We start from the raw sequence: 16,710 nt of genomic DNA, 5'->3' as shown, positions 1-16,710 counted from the left end.
CGCAGCCGCCTGACGTCGACGTCGGCGGTCCCGCGCCCACGCACGAGGTCTTGACAGGGGTCCGCCCCGGACGGAGAACGATGAGCAACCAGAAGAGCGTCCTGACCGCGACGAACCTGTCGGCCGGCTACGGGGGGACGCCGGTGATCCGCGACGTCAGCCTCACGCTGACCGGCGGCGGTGCCCCGATCGGGGTCATCGGGCAGTCCGGGGTCGGCAAGACGACACTCATCCACGCTCTGGTCGGTGTCCTCAAGCCCAGCGGCGGCCGCGTGACCTTCAACGACCGCACCGTGAGCAAGCTCGCCCTCGGTGCGAAGAAGAACTTCGGGGTGTCGGTCCGCCGCGTCCAGCAGAACGGGTTCACAGGGCTCGACTCGCGCCTGACGGTCCGCAAGGCGCTCGAGGCCGACCTCTCCAAGGCCCGCAAGGCCGGCCGCGACACCGGCGCCTCGGTCGAGGACGTGCTCGAGACCGTCCTGCTCGAGAACCGCTACGAGTCCCGCACCATCGGGACGCTGTCCGGCGGGGAGAAGCAGCGTCTCGCGCTCGCCTCGGCCCTCGCGACACGGCCCGACATCCTCATCCTCGACGAGCCGACGACGGCTCTCGACCACACGCTGCGACTCGAGCTCGGCCGGCGCATCTCCGAGATCGTCGCCGAGCGCAAGATCGGTCTGCTGCTCGTCTCGCACGACCTCGAGATGATCGCCCGGATCTGCTCGACCGTGCACGTGCTCTCGGACGGGACCTTCGTCGAGTCCGGCACGCCCGAGCAGCTGTTCAACAACCCGCACCACCCGGTCACCCGGGAGATCGCCATCGCGATGCCCCAGGCGTCGGGGATGCCCGAAGAGCTCCGCCAGCCGCGCTGACGCGCTCGGGCCGCTGACGGTCTCGGGCGGCTGCCGGGCTCAGGCGGCTGACGGGCTCCGGCCGTGCGGGCGACGAGCGCTGCGAGGTGTGCGCCCGCACGGACCGTCGGTCAGCGGACCGCAGCCTCGCCCCTCTCGAGGACGTCGACCTCCTCTGTCGCGTCCTCGACGGCAGGCTCTTGCTTGAAGATCAGCTTGAAGATCGGGAAGAACACCCAGAAGGACACGCAGGCGTTGATGAGCATGGTCGCGACGTCGGCGAGCGCCTCCCCGCTCGCGCCCAGACCCCAGGTCTCCATGAAGAGCGTGTAGACGGGCTCCTTGTAGAAGGCCTGGAGGACCGCGGCGCCGAAGGAGATCACCACGTAGGCGACGGTGTACCAGAACGCCGCCCACCACACGTTCGAGGTCGACTTGAAGGTGATGCTGCGCTGCAGGAAGAAGTTGATCACCTGTGCGACGAGCAGCGTGATCTGCACGGCGAGGAAGTACGCGAGCCCTCCGCCGCCGAGCGGCAGGGCCCCCGCGGCGTAGTCGAAGACGTAGAAGGGCGTGCCGCCCGAGGCGTCACCGACCTGGAAGACCTGGAAGGCCGTGTCGACGAGCGAGGTCCTGCCGAAGGCCCACTTGATGGCGGGCATGAGGATCAGCTGCAGCACAGTCATCCCGGTGCTCAGCAGCGAGAACATGACCAGCTGGGCTAGGCCAGGCCGTCTGTCGGCGAAGCGGTTCCACACTGCACGGATCGTCGTCATCTCAGCTCCTCTGCTGTGCCCGCCGCGGTGCCGTAGGTGCTCGCGGTGGCGCGCTCGTCGACGCCTGTCGTCGACCCGGGCCGGGCGCGCCTCGACGATCTGACATCGCCCGGGCTCCGCGGTGAGCCGCAGGTGCACAACCTGTCGCCCTGTCCGCACACTCTGTCGAGTGGAAAGCGTTTCCCTGTGGTCTGACCACATGCGTTATGGTGGACAGCAGTCAGATCCCGGCCCCCACCCCAAGGATCACCGTGCGCATCGCCCTCGCCGCCACCTGCATCGCCGACGCGATGTTCCCGCAGGCCCCTCAGGCCACAGTCACCCTCCTCGAGCGCCTCGGCCACGAGGTCGTGTTCCCGCCGACGCAGACCTGCTGCGGGCAGATGCACGTCAACACCGGCTACTACGACGACGCGCTCCCGGTGATCAAGAACCACGTCGAGACCTTCGCCCCGGTCCTCGACGCCGAGTGGGACGCCGTCGTCGTCCCGTCGGGCTCGTGCACAGGGTCGATCCGCCACCAGCAGGCGATGGTCTGCCGCCGCGCCGGGCAGGACGCCCTCGCCGCCACGGCCGAGGCCGTCGCCGCGAAGACCTACGAGCTCTCCGAGCTGCTCGTCGACGTCCTGGGCGTCACCGACGTCGGAGCGCACTTCCCGCACCGGGTCACCTACCACCCGACGTGCCACTCGCTGCGCATGCTGCACGTCGGCGACAAGCCGCTGCAGCTGCTGCGCGCCGTCGACGGCATCGACCTCGTCGAGCTGCCCGAGGCCGAGTCCTGCTGCGGTTTCGGCGGCACCTTCGCGATCAAGAACTCCGAGACGTCGACAGCCATGCTGAGCGACAAGATGACCCACGTGAAGTCGACAGGCGCCGAGGTCCTCACCGCCGGCGACTACTCCTGCCTCATGCACATCGGCGGTGGCCTCACCCGGACGCGGGCCGGCGTGCGGACCATGCACCTCGCCGAGATCCTCGCGAGCACGCAGGCCGAACCCACCCGACCACCCGCTGCAGCAGGTGCCGCCCCCGTCGAGGTGAGCACCCGATGAGCACCTTCCTCGGCCTGCCGACGCTGCGCTCCCGACGCTCCCACGGGGCCGGTGGTGACACGGGCACCGGCGCCACCGAGCCCCTCGCCCCGGCGATCGCCGGAGACGAGGTCCCGCACCCCGACGAGCCGCTGCGCTGGGGCGACACCTTCCCCGAGGCCGCCCGCAAGGCCCTGGGCAACACCCAGCTGCGCCGCAACCTCGCGCACGCCACGTCGACCATCCGCGCCAAGCGCGCCGCCGTCGTCGGTGAGGTCCCCGACTGGGAGGCTCTGCGCACAGCCGGCTCCGACATCAAGGTCGACGTCATGGCCCGCCTGCCCGAGCTCCTCGAAGAGCTCGAGCGCAACGTCACCGCGCGGGGCGGCACGGTCCACTGGGCCCGCGACGCCGCAGAGGCCAACCGGATCGTCGCCGACCTCGTCAAGGCCACGGGCGAGACCGAGGTGGTCAAGGTCAAGTCGATGGCCACCCAGGAGATCGGCCTCAACGAGGCCCTCGCCGAAGAGGGCATCGCGGCCTTCGAGACCGACCTCGCCGAGCTCATCGTCCAGCTCGCCGACGACATGCCCTCGCACATCCTCGTCCCCGCCATCCACCGCAACCGCTCGGAGATCCGCGAGATCTTCCTCAACCGCATGGAGTCGACCCCCGACGGCATGACCGACGCACCGCGCGAGCTCGCGATGGCTGCCCGCGCGCACCTGCGCCGGAAGTTCCTCTCGGCCAAGGTCGCGATCAGCGGCGCGAACTTCGCCGTCGCGGACACCGGGACCCTCGCCGTCGTCGAGTCCGAGGGCAACGGTCGCATGTGCCTGACGCTGCCCGAGACCCTCATCACCGTCATGGGGATCGAGAAGCTCGTGCCGACGTTCACCGACCTCGAGGTGTTCATGCAGCTGCTCCCGCGGTCGTCGACCGGTGAGCGGATGAACCCGTACACGAGCCTGTGGACAGGCGTGACCCCGGGAGACGGACCGCAGGACTTCCACCTCGTGCTGCTCGACAACGGGCGCACCAGGGCACTGTCCGACGACGTCGGCCGCGCGGCTCTCAAGTGCATCCGCTGCTCGGCCTGCCTCAACGTCTGCCCCGTGTACGAGCGCGTCGGCGGGCACGCCTACGGCTCGGTGTACCCCGGGCCCATCGGCGCGATCCTCACCCCGCAGCTCACCGGGACGACAGGGCACTCCGACCCCAACAGCACGCTGCCCTTCGCCTCGACGCTCTGCGGCGCCTGCTACGAGGTGTGCCCTGTGAAGATCGACATCCCGTCGCTGCTGGTCCACCTGCGCGCGCGGACCGTCGAGGAGGACAAGGCCCGGCACCGCCCGACAGCGTGGGGCGCCGCCATGAAGGCCGCCTCCTACGTGATGTCCGACGCGGACAGGTTCGCCACGGCCGAGAAGGGCACCGCCGTGCTGCGGGTCATGGCCGGGAAGAAGGGACGCATCTCCTCGCTGCCCTACCCGGGGTCGCTCTGGACCGGGGCACGAGACCTGCCCGCCCCACCGAAGGAGACCTTCCGGCAGTGGTGGGCCCGGACGCACCCGGAGGACGGGAGCGAACCCGGCCCGGCTGGGCCAGCGGGCCGGACGAGCGGCACGACGGGAGGCGACGACGCATGAGCGCACGCGAGGAGATCATGGGGCGCGTGCGGGCAGCCCTCTCGGACGTCACCGCCTCGGGCGCTCCTGTGACGAGCGTCGAGCGCGAGTACCGCACGAGCGGCCCGCTCGCTGTCGGGTCTGACGAGGCCGTCGAGATGCTCGTCGACCGTCTTGTCGACTACAGGGCGACAGTGCACCACGCTGTCGACGACGCCGCGGTCGCGCGGGTGGTCGCCGAGATCGTCCACGGGCTGCCGCGTGCCAGCAGCATCGTCGTCCCCTCCGGCATCGACAGGTCGTGGCTCGCGGCCCTGCCGACCTCAGTCGAAGTCCTCGACGACTCCCGCGAGCACCCGATGTCAGCCCTCGAGCTCGACGAGGTCGACGCCGTGATCACGGCCTCCAGGGTGTCGGTCGCCGACACCGGCACCATCGTCCTCGACGGCGAGCCCGACCAGGGCCGCCGAGCCGTCAGCCTCGTCCCTGACGTCCACGTGTGCATCGTGCGGCGCGACCAGGTGGTCGAGACCGTGCCTGAGGGTGTCGCGATCCTCGCCGAGCACCCCGACCGTCCGCAGACCTGGATCTCCGGCCCGAGCGCCACGAGCGACATCGAGCTCTCCCGCGTCGAGGGTGTCCACGGCCCCCGGACGCTGCACGTGGTCATCGCGGGCTGAGGGCCGCTGACGGCGTCCGGCCCTCCGACGGCCCGTCGGCTGCGAGCGCGACGGGGCCCTACAGGTCGCCAGCGTGGACCACGCTCGACCTGCCGTCGACGAGGCGCACGACCTCGTGCAGGCGCGGCAGGTACCCGAGGTCGTGCGTGACCAGGAGCGTCGCCGTCTCCATCCGACCCGTGAGCTCGAGGACGAGATCGATGATCCTGGCGCCGTTCTCCTGGTCGAGCGCACTGGTCGGCTCGTCGACCAGGAGCACACGAGGCTCGTTCATGAGTGCACGGGCGATGTTGACACGCTGACGCTGCCCGCCCGAGAGCTGGTGGGGGCGCCTGTCGCGGTGGTCACCCAGGCCCACGGCGTCCAGCAGCTCGTCAGCACGGCGACCCGTTGCGGCGCGGGTGCGGCGACGCCGGCCAGGACCGAGCTCGTTCATCACGGCGAGCTGGTCGTGCGCTGTCAACGAGGGGAGCAGGTTGGGCTGCTGGAACACGATCCCGATGCTCTCTCGCCGGAGCGCGGTCGCCTCCTCCGGCCGGAGTGCCGTCGCGTCGACGTCGTCGACGAGCACGCGCCCGGAGTCAGGGCGGATCAGCGTCGCCGCCACGGCCAGGAGGCTCGACTTGCCCGACCCGCTCGGGCCGGTGATGCCGGTGACGGTCGCCGGGCGCGCGGTGAGGGAGACGTGGTCGACGGCAGTGACCTGGGCGTCTCCGTCCGGGAAGGTGAGAGTGACGTCGTCGAGGCGGATCATCGGTTGCTCCCGAGGGCTGTGAGGGGGTCGGCGGAGATGATGGGACGGAGCGCGACGCCTGCTCCCGCCAGGCCGAGCACGATCATGACGGCTGCGGGCAGGAGGGTCGTCACGGGACCGAGCGCGAACGGGAGCGCGGTGCCGGCGAGAGTGCCGAGCAGGACGACGACACCCAGCCCGACCCCGGTCCCGAGGAGCAGCACGACGGCTGCCTGCCCGAGGGCGTCGCGCACGAGGGACCGCGTGCTGGCGCCGAGCGCCTTGAGGACCGCCACGTCCCCCTGGCGCTGCATGGTCCAGACGGTGAAGAACGCTCCGACCACCAGCCCCGAGATCCCGAAGAGCATCACGACCATGAGGAGCAGAGACCCGATCTCGGACGTGAAGGCGCTCAGCGCGGTCACCGACCCGAGGACGCTGCTCGAGGTGGTCCCGGCGCTCTCGTCGGTCGCCGCCCAGTCCGGGTCACCGGAGACCGCCAGGACTGTCGCGTGAGCACCCGGGGCACCTGTGGCTGCCGAGTAGGTCTGCCAGTCCTGCAACGTCATCTGCACGACGGGCGCATGGCTGTACCACCCGTCGCCGGCCACTGCCGCGACCGTGTAGGTGGTGCCGGCGACGGCGACCTCGGCACCGACCTGGACGTCCAGGGTCTCGGCGGCGTCCACCGACAGCGTGAGCGTCCCCTCGTGGGTGGGAGCGTCAGGCCCGAAGGTCGGTCGCACACCGAAGAGGCTCACCGCGGCACGCGCGTTCCCGGCCTCGGCACTGGTCTGGCTGATCCCGACAGGTTCGACGGCGCTCACCCCGTCGGCCGACTCCCACGAGGACGCCTGCTGCTCGGTGACCACCGAGTCGGAGAAGCTCTGCTCGGTGCCCCCGCCGAACACCACGCGGTCTGCCGGCAGCGCGAGGACCGCCGAGACGTTCTGGGCGGCGAGCCCTCCGGTCAGCCCGCTGAGGAATCCCACGAGCACGGTGATGAGCGCGACGACCGCGCCGATGAGGACGAACCGTCCCCGGGCGAAGCGCAGGTCACGCAGGGCGACGAACATGAAGAGCTCCTCTCTGGCCACCTGAGGTGATGACGTCTCCGACTCTGCGCTCTCGCCGCACGCCGCAGCATCGCCCGTCAGCACGGCACAGCGGGCGCGGTCTGTGGATCGCGCGATCGTCCTTTCGGACGATGAGCCCGACCGGCGCGGGGCGTAGCGTCGACCTCATGGCACCCACCCCCCTGACCCCGGTGTTCGTGGGTCTGCGGACCGGGCTGCACGCACTCTTCGTCGCGCTGACGGCCGTGGTCGTCGCCCGCGCGGTCCTCGTCCCCGGGCCGCAGAGCGGCACGACCGTCGCCCTGTCGCTCCTGGTGCTCGCCACCTACGCGCTGGGGGCCGTCCTCACCCGACGTCACGACGACCTCGTCCGGGGGCGTGCGTGGCTCGGCGTGCTGACCCTCGAGTGGGCCTGCCTGCTGTGGCTGAGCCCTGACGCCGCCTATCTCGTCTTCCCCCTGTTCTTCCTGTACCTCCACCTCCTCGGCCGGTGGTGGGGGTCCGTCGCGGTCGGCTCGACGACGGTCGTCGTCGTCGTCGCGCTGGGCGTCCACGGTGGGTGGACCGTCGGCGGGGTCGTCGGTCCCTTCGTGGGAGCCGGGGTCGCCCTGCTCATCGGGTCGGGATATCAGGCGCTCGCCCACGAGGCTGTCGAGCGCGAGGCGCTCATGACGGAGCTGCTCGCCACCCGCGGGCAGCTGGCGGCGACCGAGCACGAGTCGGGTGTCCTCGCCGAGCGCGCCCGCCTGGCGCGCGAGATCCACGACACGCTCGCCCAGGGGCTGTCGAGCATCCAGATGCTCCTGCACGCCGCCGAGCGCGCGGACCCCGGACGTCCAGGGCTCCAGCACGTCCGCCTCGCGCGCGAGACCGCCGCGGCGAACCTCGCCGACGCACGCAGCCTCGTCCAGGGGCTCACCCCGCCAGACCTCGACGACCACGGCCTCGGTGGCGTGCTGCGTCGCCTGGCGCGGACCCAGTGGTCTGCGGAGGACCTCGAGGTGACGGTCGACGTCCCGGACTCTGTCAGCCTCCCGATGCACCTGCAGACCGCCCTCCTGCGGATCGCCCAGGGAGCCGTCGCGAACGTCATCCAGCACGCGCGCGCGCGGACTGCCACGATCACCCTCGAGCAGGACCACGAGACGACACGGTTCTCCGTCGCGGACGACGGCACCGGCTTCGACCCCAGCGACGGCGGCGGGGCACGACCAGGCAGATCGGACTCCTTCGGTCTCCAGGCTGCACGGGAACGGGTCCGGCAGCTCGGCGGTGCGCTCACCGTCGACTCTGCCCCCGGCCGTGGGACGGTCCTGACGGTGACGCTCCCGCGGGAGGGCGAACCGTGATCCGCCTGGTGATCGCCGACGACCACCCGATCGTGCGGGCCGGGCTCGTCGCGCTCTTCGGGACGGAGGACGACCTCGAGGTGATCGCCGAGGCCTCCACCCCCGAGGAGGCTGTCTCGGCAGCACGCCGGGAGAACCCCGACGTGGTGCTCATGGACCTCCAGTTCGGGCCTGGCGCGAGGCTCACGGGCGCAGACGCGACCCGTCAGATCAGGGCGCTCGAGGCAGCTCCGTACGTCCTCGTCCTGACGAGCTACGACTCCGACGGCGACATCCTGGGTGCCGTCGAGGCCGGCGCCAGCGGATATCTGCTCAAGGACGCACCTCCCCACGAGCTCGTCGCCGCCGTCAGGGCAGCCGCCGCCGGGGAGAGCGCGCTGGCGCCGGTCATCGCGTCACGGCTCCTCGACAGGGTCCGGTCCCCCCAGGCGAGCCTGAGCAGCCGCGAGATCGAGGTGCTCGAGCTGGTCGCCGCGGGGAAGACGAACGCCGAGGTCGCCCGAGAGCTCTTCGTGAGCGAGACCACCGTGAAGTCCCACCTCGCGCACATCTACTCCAAGCTCGACGTCACCTCCCGGACCGCTGCAGTCTCTGCGGCTCGGGCCAGAGGGATCGTGCGCTAGGTCGGGCCCTGCCCGGATGCCGTGCCGCGCGCTCCGTGCGAGGGTCGTGGCATGAACCGTGACCTCACCCGACAGGTGTCCGTGCTCGTCCTCGCCGTGGTGGCGATCTTCGGTGCCGCGTGGGGTGCCGGCGCCTTCGGCGGGACGCCGACGTCCGAGGCCGCCGACGGTGCGCTCTCGGCGAGCGCGACCCCCGTCGCCCCGGGCACCACGGCCTTCTCGATCTGGTCGGTCATCTACCTCGGGCTGATCGCCTACGCCGTGTGGCAGGCGCTCCCCGCCCAGCGCGAGTCGGCGCGGCAACGGTCGATGGGCTGGCTCGCCGCGGTCTCCATGCTGCTCAACGCGGGATGGCTGCTCGTGGTCCAGGCCGGGTCGGTGTGGGCGAGCGTCGTCGTCATGGCTGCGCTGCTCACCACGCTCGTGATGATCCTCGAGCGGATGCGCGCGACCCCGTCGTCGTCCCTCGTCGAGACCGTGCTGGTCGACGGGACCTTCGGGCTCTACCTGGGCTGGGTGACCGTCGCGGCCATCGCGAACGTCACGGCAGCCCTCAAGACTGCTGAGCCCGGCGACCTCGGCCTCGGGGCGACAGCGTGGTCCGTGGTGCTGCTCGTGGTCGCAGCGCTGATCTCCGTCGGCTTCGCCGTCCACACCGGCGGGCGCCTGGCCATCAACCTGGCCATGGCCTGGGGGCTCGCGTGGATCGCGGTCGCTCGCTGGGAGGGCCCGCTCGAAGACTCGACCGTCGCCCCTGTCGCAGCCGCTGCTGCCGCGGTCGCACTGCTCTCTGCGGTGGTCGTCAGGCTGCGCCACCGCGCCTGACCGTCTAGGACGCGACCAGCCGGCAGGACAGGTCGGTCGCGAGCCCGAGGTGCACGGGTCGGTTGCGTCCCGCACAGGGCAGGTCTCGCTGCGCGGTGCCGCACACCACACCCCGGCGGGCCCACTCTCCGGCGGTGAGCCCCGCGGCGTCTGGAAAGATGGTCGGGTGACTGCACAGGACGCCGACGGCCTCTTCGACCTCCCCCCGGGGACGCGTCGACCGACGGCGCGCGTCGTCCTCATGACGGGTGCCTCGGGCTCGGGGAAGTCCAGCCTGGTGCGCCGGCTCGGTCTGCCGTCGATCCAGCTCGACGACTTCTACCACGACCACGACCACCCGGACATGCCCAGGCGCTTCGGCATCGCCGACTGGGACTCCCCCGCGAGCTGGGACGCCGACGACGCCCTGCGTGCCCTCGTCGAGCTGTGCACGACGGGCCACGCCGACCTGCCGATCTACGACATCCCGACGTCGACCCGCACCGGGACCACGCACGCTGACGTCACCGGAGCACGGGTGATCGTGGCCGAGGGGATCTTCGCCTCGGAGCTCGTCGCCGCCTGCCGGGCCGAGGGCATCCTCGCCGACGCCGTGTGCATCACGCGACCTCGGCTGGTGACCTTCTGGTTCCGCCTCCTGCGCGACCTCGGCGAGTCTCGCAAGCCTCCGCTCACCCTCGTCCGACGCGGCTGGGGACTCATGCGTGACGAGCCCGGGTTCGTCCGCCGCTGGACCTCGCAGGGCTGCCGGGCCGTCCGCGTCGCCCAGGCCGAGAAGGAGATCCGCGCGCTCGCGGCAGCCTGACCTCAGACGCACGAAGGCCCCCGGACCTCACGGTCCGGGGGCCTTCGTAGTGCTGTGGGCGGGGCTCCGGCTCAGCCGGTCCCCCGCCTCAGCGGTCGACGATCAGGCAGGGTCGGCCGCGGCCGAGGCCCCACCTGTCGGCGGGAGGTCGTTCAGCCCGACGGGGGCGTCCGACCCGCCTGTCACCGCGGCGGCAGCCACGACGACGGCGTCACGCTTGTGCAGGTTCTTCGGGACCCCGCGGAACGTGAACTCACCCAGCAGACCCTCGCCCTCGGCGTCGACGAGGATCATCTCGCCGGCCTTGATGTCCCCGAAGAGGATCTTCTCGGAGAGGACGTCCTCGATCTCGCGCTGGATGGCGCGGCGCAGCGGCCGTGCACCCAGGACCGGGTCGTATCCCTTCTCGGAGAGGAGGATCTTCGCGGCGGGCGTGAGCTCGATGCCCATGTCCTTGTCGCGCAGACGTCCGTCGAGCTTCGCGATCATGAGGTCGACGATCTTGACGATCTCGTCCTGCGTGAGCTGCGGGAACACGATGGTGTCGTCCACGCGGTTGAGGAACTCGGGGCGGAAGTGCTGCTTGAGCTCTTCGTTGACCTTGGCCTTCATGCGCTCGTAGCTCGTCACGGTGTCGCCGCCGGCGTTGAAGCCGGTCTGGACGCCCTTGGCGATGTCACGGGTACCGAGGTTCGTGGTCATGATGATCACGGTGTTCTTGAAGTCGACCATGCGGCCCTGCGAGTCGGTCAGTCGACCGTCCTCGAGGATCTGCAGGAGCGAGTTGAAGATGTCCGCGTGAGCCTTCTCGACCTCGTCGAAGAGGACCACGGAGAAGGGCTTGCGACGCACCTTCTCGGTCAGCTGTCCACCCTCGTCGTAGCCGACGTAGCCGGGAGGCGAGCCGAAGAGGCGCGAGACGGTGTGCTTCTCCGAGAACTCCGACATGTCGAGCTGGATGAGCGCGTCCTCGTCGCCGAAGAGGAACTCGGCGAGAGCCTTGGCGAGCTCGGTCTTACCGACACCTGTCGGACCGGCGAAGATGAACGAACCACCGGGACGCTTCGGGTCCTTGAGACCGGCACGCGTGCGACGGATCGCCTGCGACAGGCCCTTGATCGCGATGTCCTGACCGACGACGCGCTTGTGCAGCTCGTCCTCCATCTTCAGCAGACGCGAGGACTCTTCCTCGGTGAGCTTGAAGACCGGGATACCGGTCGACATGGCCAGCACCTCGGCGATGAGCTCTTCGTCCACCTCTGCGACGGTGTCGAGGTCGCCCGACTTCCAGGCCTTCTCCTTGTCGGCGCGCTGCTGCGTGAGCTGCTTCTCGGTGTCACGCAGACCAGCGGCCTTCTCGAAGTCCTGCTCGTCGATGGCCGACTCCTTGTTGCGGCGGGCCTCGGCGATCTGCTCGTCGAGCTCGCGCAGCTCCGGCGGAGCGGTCATGCGGCGGATGCGCAGACGCGCGCCTGCCTCGTCGACGAGGTCGATGGCCTTGTCGGGGAGGAAGCGGTCGTTGACGTACCGGTCGGCGAGGGTCGCCGCCGCCACGAGCGCGGAGTCCGTGATCGAGACGCGGTGGTGCGCCTCGTAGCGGTCGCGCAGACCCTTGAGGATCTCGATCGCGTGCGGGAGGGAGGGCTCAGCCACCTGGACCGGCTGGAACCGGCGCTCGAGGGCTGCGTCCTTCTCGATGTGCTTGCGGTACTCGTCGAGGGTCGTGGCTCCGATGGTCTGGAGCTCACCGCGAGCGAGCATCGGCTTGAGGATCGACGCGGCGTCGATCGCGCCCTCTGCGGCACCGGCCCCGACGAGGGTGTGGATCTCGTCGATGAACAGGATGATGTCGCCGCGGGTGCGGATCTCCTTGAGGACCTTCTTCAGGCGCTCCTCGAAGTCACCGCGGTAGCGCGACCCGGCGACGAGCGAGCCGAGGTCGAGCGTGTAGAGCTGCTTGTCCTTGAGCGTCTCGGGGACGTCGCCGGAGACGATGTCCTGCGCGAGGCCCTCGACGACGGCGGTCTTGCCGACGCCAGGCTCACCGATGAGCACCGGGTTGTTCTTGGTGCGTCGGCTGAGGACCTGCATGACGCGCTCGATCTCCTTGGCGCGACCGATGACCGGGTCGAGCTTGCCCTCGCGGGCAGCCTGGGTCAGGTTGCGGCCGAACTGGTCGAGCACGGCCGAGCCGGCCGGGGTGCCCTCGGCAGGGGCGCCCGAGGCGACGGGCTCCTTGCCCTGGTAGCCCGAGAGCAGCTGGATGACCTGCTGGCGCACGCGGTTGAGGTCGGCGCCCAGCTTCGTGAGGACCTGGGCTGCGACACCCTCGCCCTCACGGATCAGGCCGAGCAGGATGTGCTCGGTGCCGATGTAGTTGTGGCCGAGCTGCAGCGCCTCGCGCAGGGACAGCTCGAGCACCTTCTTGGCGCGCGGCGTGAAGGGGATGTGACCCGACGGAGCCTGCTGGCCCTCGCCGATGATCTCGGTGACCTGTGACCGCACGGCGTCGAGGGAGATACCCAAGGACTCCAGGGCCTTCGCTGCGACACCCTCGCCCTCGTGGATGAGGCCGAGCAGGATGTGTTCGGTCCCGATGTAGTTGTGGTTGAGCATCCGTGCCTCTTCTTGGGCAAGGACGACCACCCGACGGGCTCGGTCGGTAAATCTCTCGAACATGTGCGCTCCTCACAGGTGCGGGCCGGAACTGGAGGGTTCCCAGACCTGACCGCACCGACTCTAGTAGGCAGGAACCGGTGAGTCTCGCTCGATATGCCGTTGTTCGCCGCAGGCGTGAAAACGCAGGGTGGTGCTCGACGGGCGCCGCGACAGGCTCGGTGACCGGCGACAAGAGGTGGCACAGGGGCACGGCTTCGCGGGAGGATGCTGTCACCAGCACAGTCAGGCCCGAGGGCCGCCCCTGCTCCGCCCCGTGCGCAGCCCCGGCGTCTCGTCCAGAGAGCCTGACCCGCCCGCACCACCGAGGAGCCTCATGACCGAGCCAGCCCAGACCGAGAACGCGGTCGTCGCCTTCGTCAAGCAGCGGTGGCTCACCATCGTGCTGGTGGTGCTGGCCGTCGTCTTCATCCTGCAGAACCGCGGCGAGACGACCATCCACGTGCTGTGGATGACGGTGAACTCTCCGCTGTGGTTGTTCCTCGCGCTGATGTTCCTCGCGGGGATCGTCGCCGGGGCGTTCTACAGGCGCCGCAAGAAGAAGTAGACCGCCCCCGGGCGGCAGCCTGCAGACCCGGAGCCCGCACCCTCCCAGGACGCCACGAACCACACCCCCCAGCACGCACCAGGCCACCACCCGACGTCGGGTGGTGGCCTGGTGCGTGAGGCGGCCGTCCGGTCACCGTCCCCGGCTCGGGGGCGAGGGCGGCGGCCGACGCCGGCGGACGTCAGCGCCCGCGGAAGGCCCGGTACCGCTCGATGAGCGCGTCGGTCGACGCGTCGGAGTCCTTGGCCGGCGCCTCGCTCGAGGTGAGCTTCGGGGCGAGCTGGTTGGCCATGACCTTGCCGAGCTCGACACCCCACTGGTCGAAGGCGTTGATGCCCCACACCACAGACTGCGTGAACGTGATGTGCTCGTAGAGGGCCACGAGCTGGCCGAGCACCGACGGGGTGAGCTTCTCGGCGAGGATCGTGCTCGTGGGGCGGTTGCCCGGCATCACCTTGTGGTGGACGATCTCGGCCGGCGTGCCATCTGCTGCGACCTCCTCGGCGGTCTTGCCGAAGGCGAGCGCCGCCGTCTGCGCGAAGAAGTTCGACATGAAGAGGTCGTGCATCTCGCCGAGGTCGTGGTTGGGCAGCGCGAAGCCGATGAAGTCTGCCGGGGTCATCTTCGTGCCCTGGTGCAGCAGCTGGTAGAACGCGTGCTGGCCGTTGGTGCCGGGCTCGCCCCAGAAGATCTCGCCGGTCTGGCCCGCGAACCCGCCGGCCGTCGCGTCGGTGACCGGGGTGCCGTCCAGGCGCACGGACTTGCCGTTGGACTCCATGGTCAGCTGCTGGAGGTAGGCCGGGAAGCGGTTCAGGTACTGGCTGTACGGCAGGACGGCGTGGCTGCCGGTGCCGAAGAAGTTGTTGTACCAGACGTTGAGCAGCCCCATGAGGACAGGCACGTTCTGGGCGAAGGGCGTCGTGCGGAAGTGCTCGTCCATCTGGTGGAAGCCGTCGAGCATCTGGCGGAAGCCGTCGTCGCCAATCGAGAGCATGAGGGCCAGGCCCACGGCGGAGTCGAAGGAGTAGCGTCCGCCGACCCAGTCCCAGAACCCGAACATGTTCGCGGTGTCGATGCCGAAGTCGGCGACCTTCTCGGCGTTGGTCGAGACGGCCACGAAGTGCTTGGCGACGGCCGACTCGTCACCGGCGTAGGCCTCGACGAGCCACTGGCGGGCGGTGCGGGCGTTGGTCAGGGTCTCCTGCGTGCCGAAGGTCTTGGACGCGACGATGAACAGGGTGCTCTCGAAGTCGACGCCGTGGACCTTCTCGTACACGTCGGTCGGGTCGATGTTCGACACGAAGCGGCACTCGATGCCGCGGTCTGCGTAGTCACGCAGCGCCTCGTAGGCCATGACGGGGCCGAGGTCAGAGCCACCGATGCCGATGTTGACGACAGTCGTGATCTTCTTGCCCGAGTGCCCGGTCCAGGCACCGGAGCGCACCTTCTCGGAGAACTCCGCCATGCGGTCGAGGACCTCGTGCACGTCGGCCACGACGTCCTGGCCGTCGACCACGAGGGACGCGTCGCGCGGCAGGCGCAGCGCCGTGTGCAGCACGGCACGGTCTTCGGTGAGGTTGATGTGCTCTCCCGCGAACATCGCGGCGATCTTCTCGGCCAGCCCGGCCTCCTCCGCGAGCGCGACGAGCGCCTCGACGGTCGAGTCGGTGACGAGGTGCTTGGAGTAGTCGAGGTGCAGCTCGACGGCGTCGGCGGTCAGGCGTGTGCCGCGCTCCGGGTCGGCGGCGAAGAGCTCACGGAGCGTCGTCGCGGCGAGGGTCTGGTGCCCGTCGCGCAGCGCGCTCCAGGCAGCCGTTCCGGAGAGGTCGTATGAAGCCACGGGGCAACACCCTTCAGGTCGAGTCGGTCGCGACGGTCGTCCGTCGGCAGGTCCACCTCCAGACACTAGTCGCTCGCCGACCAGGCACGCAGGGCCTTGGTCACGCCGGACGGCGGGCGCCCTCCCGCACAGCGAACAGCGCGCCCCAGAGGAAGTCCTCACCGAAGGTCGGGGAGCCTGACGGCTGCGGTGCGAGCCGCCTCAGCTCGACCTCGTCGAGGTCGGCGAAGATGCCCCGGAGCTCGTCAGCGGTGTAGGCGAGACCTCCGGCGAGGGAGCCCTCGCGGTAGAGGTCCAGGTCGTCGACCTCCGAGCCCATCGCCTCGATGCCGTCCCCGGCCGCTGCGAAGCAGGACAGCCCGAAGTACCCACGGTCGGCGAGCCACGAGCCGACGAGCCGTCTGTAGCCGATCCGGCGGTGCGGCGGGAGGTGGTGGAAGCACCCGCTGTCGAAGACGACGTCGTAGCGACGCTCGGTGGACCAGTCGAAGAGGTCGGTCCGCACGAGGTTGACCTCGACGCCAGCCTCGGCGGCACGCTCGCGCGCCCAGCGGAGGGCGGTCTCAGAGAGATCGAGGGCGTCGACTGTCGCGCCCTGCCGGGCGAACCACACGGCGTTCCGCCCGGGCCCGCAGCCCAGATCGAGGACGCGGGTTCCCGGGCCGACGGGGAGCAGCCCTGTCTCGTGCCACGCGACGAGGCTCTCCTCGGGGGCGTCGGAGAAGAACGGGACACCACGGTCGCGGTCCGCGTAGAACTTGTCCCACCAGGCGGCGCCACCTCGGTCGGTCCACCGGTCGGCGGCTTCGGTGAAGAGCAGGTCGAGGAGCTCGGCCACGTCCTGCTCGGTCTGGATGGAACGGCTCATCGTCGCCTCCCTGCTGCGTCGCCGAGGGCACATCGATGCGCCCTGACCTGGGACGACGCCTCGACAATGGTCCCAGACCCAGCGGGTCTCGGGCCAGGGACCTCAGGCTCTGGCGCCCGAGTGCTGCACCGCACCCCGCGGACCAGGCTCAGCCGATCCAGCGCTCGAGCGGGATCGTCCCCGTCCGTCCGTCGGGTAGCAGCGCCCAGGCGATGACGTAGACCCACAGGCTGAGCCCGGCGAGCAGCACGAGGGCGACGAGGATGAGCCGCATCGCGCCGGAACCGATGCCGAGCTTCTCGGCGAAGGCGGCGGCGACACCGCCGAGGACACGGTCCTGGGCGGGGCGGACGATCCCGAGCCTGCGGGTCCAGGCGAAGAACCGCTGGGTGGGGG

The 16,710-nt window shown here is 70.3% G+C and carries 16 protein-coding genes; 9 read left to right on the top strand and 7 right to left on the bottom strand.

Annotated features, from left to right (window positions below; genetic code table 11):
• The first annotated feature begins 80 nt into the window (after window positions 1–80).
• Window positions 81–875 carry an ATP-binding cassette domain-containing protein gene (locus tag HZZ10_RS12465; protein WP_056135890.1) on the top strand — a complete coding sequence of 265 codons (795 nt, stop codon included), beginning with the start codon at window positions 81–83 and terminating at the stop codon, window positions 873–875.
• A gap of 110 nt (window positions 876–985) precedes the next feature.
• On the opposite strand, the gene HZZ10_RS12460 is transcribed toward HZZ10_RS12465, so the two are convergent.
• A complete protein-coding gene (locus HZZ10_RS12460) occupies window positions 986–1,630 on the bottom strand; it encodes a hypothetical protein (protein ID WP_179913753.1) in 645 nt (214 codons plus the stop codon).
• 251 nt (window positions 1,631–1,881) lie between these two features.
• Here HZZ10_RS12460 and HZZ10_RS12455 point away from each other — a divergent pair, with 251 nt between their 5' ends.
• From HZZ10_RS12455 to HZZ10_RS12445, 3 genes are read left to right on the top strand one after another with little or no spacing between them, the layout of a single operon-like run.
• Window positions 1,882–2,685 carry a (Fe-S)-binding protein gene (locus tag HZZ10_RS12455; protein ID WP_056135884.1) on the top strand — a complete coding sequence of 268 codons (804 nt, stop codon included), beginning with the start codon at window positions 1,882–1,884 and terminating at the stop codon, window positions 2,683–2,685.
• A complete protein-coding gene (locus HZZ10_RS12450) occupies window positions 2,682–4,313 on the top strand; it encodes a LutB/LldF family L-lactate oxidation iron-sulfur protein (protein WP_218928733.1) in 1,632 nt (543 codons plus the stop codon). Before HZZ10_RS12455 ends, HZZ10_RS12450 begins: the two co-directional genes overlap by 4 nt.
• Complete coding sequence (locus HZZ10_RS12445; protein WP_179913752.1) at window positions 4,310–4,972, top strand: LutC/YkgG family protein; 663 nt, start codon at window positions 4,310–4,312, stop codon at window positions 4,970–4,972. Before HZZ10_RS12450 ends, HZZ10_RS12445 begins: the two co-directional genes overlap by 4 nt.
• A gap of 58 nt (window positions 4,973–5,030) precedes the next feature.
• On the opposite strand, the gene HZZ10_RS12440 is transcribed toward HZZ10_RS12445, so the two are convergent.
• Together HZZ10_RS12440 and HZZ10_RS12435 are read right to left on the bottom strand one after the other, a co-directional pair.
• On the bottom strand, window positions 5,031–5,726 hold the full coding sequence (locus HZZ10_RS12440; protein WP_179913751.1) for an ABC transporter ATP-binding protein: 696 nt from the start codon (window positions 5,724–5,726) through the stop codon (window positions 5,031–5,033).
• Window positions 5,723–6,781, bottom strand: coding sequence for an FtsX-like permease family protein (locus HZZ10_RS12435; protein ID WP_179913750.1), 1,059 nt, complete (start codon window positions 6,779–6,781; stop codon window positions 5,723–5,725). The genes HZZ10_RS12440 and HZZ10_RS12435 overlap by 4 nt, the downstream gene beginning before the upstream one ends.
• A gap of 167 nt (window positions 6,782–6,948) precedes the next feature.
• Here HZZ10_RS12435 and HZZ10_RS12430 point away from each other — a divergent pair, with 167 nt between their 5' ends.
• The 4 genes from HZZ10_RS12430 to HZZ10_RS12415 all read left to right on the top strand — a co-directional run bounded on the left by HZZ10_RS12430 (window position 6,949) and on the right by HZZ10_RS12415 (window position 10,383).
• Window positions 6,949–8,130, top strand: coding sequence for a sensor histidine kinase (locus HZZ10_RS12430; protein ID WP_179913749.1), 1,182 nt, complete (start codon window positions 6,949–6,951; stop codon window positions 8,128–8,130).
• Complete coding sequence (locus HZZ10_RS12425; RefSeq protein ID WP_179913748.1) at window positions 8,127–8,753, top strand: LuxR C-terminal-related transcriptional regulator; 627 nt, start codon at window positions 8,127–8,129, stop codon at window positions 8,751–8,753. The genes HZZ10_RS12430 and HZZ10_RS12425 overlap by 4 nt, the downstream gene beginning before the upstream one ends.
• A gap of 51 nt (window positions 8,754–8,804) precedes the next feature.
• A complete protein-coding gene (locus tag HZZ10_RS12420) occupies window positions 8,805–9,578 on the top strand; it encodes a TspO/MBR family protein (protein WP_179913747.1) in 774 nt (257 codons plus the stop codon).
• A 166-nt stretch (window positions 9,579–9,744) separates the two neighbouring features.
• Window positions 9,745–10,383, top strand: coding sequence for a uridine kinase family protein (locus tag HZZ10_RS12415; protein ID WP_179913746.1), 639 nt, complete (start codon window positions 9,745–9,747; stop codon window positions 10,381–10,383).
• Between the two features lie 102 nt (window positions 10,384–10,485).
• Here the strand turns inward: HZZ10_RS12415 and HZZ10_RS12410 are convergent, their stop codons facing one another.
• Window positions 10,486–13,062 carry an ATP-dependent Clp protease ATP-binding subunit gene (locus HZZ10_RS12410; protein ID WP_056135861.1) on the bottom strand — a complete coding sequence of 859 codons (2,577 nt, stop codon included), beginning with the start codon at window positions 13,060–13,062 and terminating at the stop codon, window positions 10,486–10,488.
• Between the two features lie 313 nt (window positions 13,063–13,375).
• Between HZZ10_RS12410 and HZZ10_RS12405 the strand changes: the two genes are divergently transcribed.
• A complete protein-coding gene (locus HZZ10_RS12405) occupies window positions 13,376–13,606 on the top strand; it encodes a LapA family protein (protein WP_179913745.1) in 231 nt (76 codons plus the stop codon).
• Between the two features lie 181 nt (window positions 13,607–13,787).
• On the opposite strand, the gene pgi is transcribed toward HZZ10_RS12405, so the two are convergent.
• From pgi to HZZ10_RS12390, 3 genes are all read right to left on the bottom strand, one after another.
• Entirely contained in the window at window positions 13,788–15,446 is a 1,659-nt protein-coding gene (gene pgi / locus HZZ10_RS12400) for a glucose-6-phosphate isomerase (protein ID WP_179913744.1), read from the bottom strand.
• 100 nt (window positions 15,447–15,546) lie between these two features.
• Window positions 15,547–16,314, bottom strand: coding sequence for an SAM-dependent methyltransferase (locus HZZ10_RS12395; RefSeq protein ID WP_179913743.1), 768 nt, complete (start codon window positions 16,312–16,314; stop codon window positions 15,547–15,549).
• 148 nt (window positions 16,315–16,462) lie between these two features.
• On the bottom strand, window positions 16,463–16,710 hold a 248-nt coding region (locus HZZ10_RS12390), incomplete at its 5' end, for a PspC domain-containing protein (RefSeq protein WP_218928732.1).

Source organism: Sanguibacter inulinus, from assembly GCF_013415325.1.
GTDB classification, from domain to species: Bacteria; Actinomycetota; Actinomycetes; order Actinomycetales; family Cellulomonadaceae; genus Sanguibacter; species Sanguibacter inulinus.
This window is presented reverse-complemented; position numbering and strand designations above follow the sequence as displayed.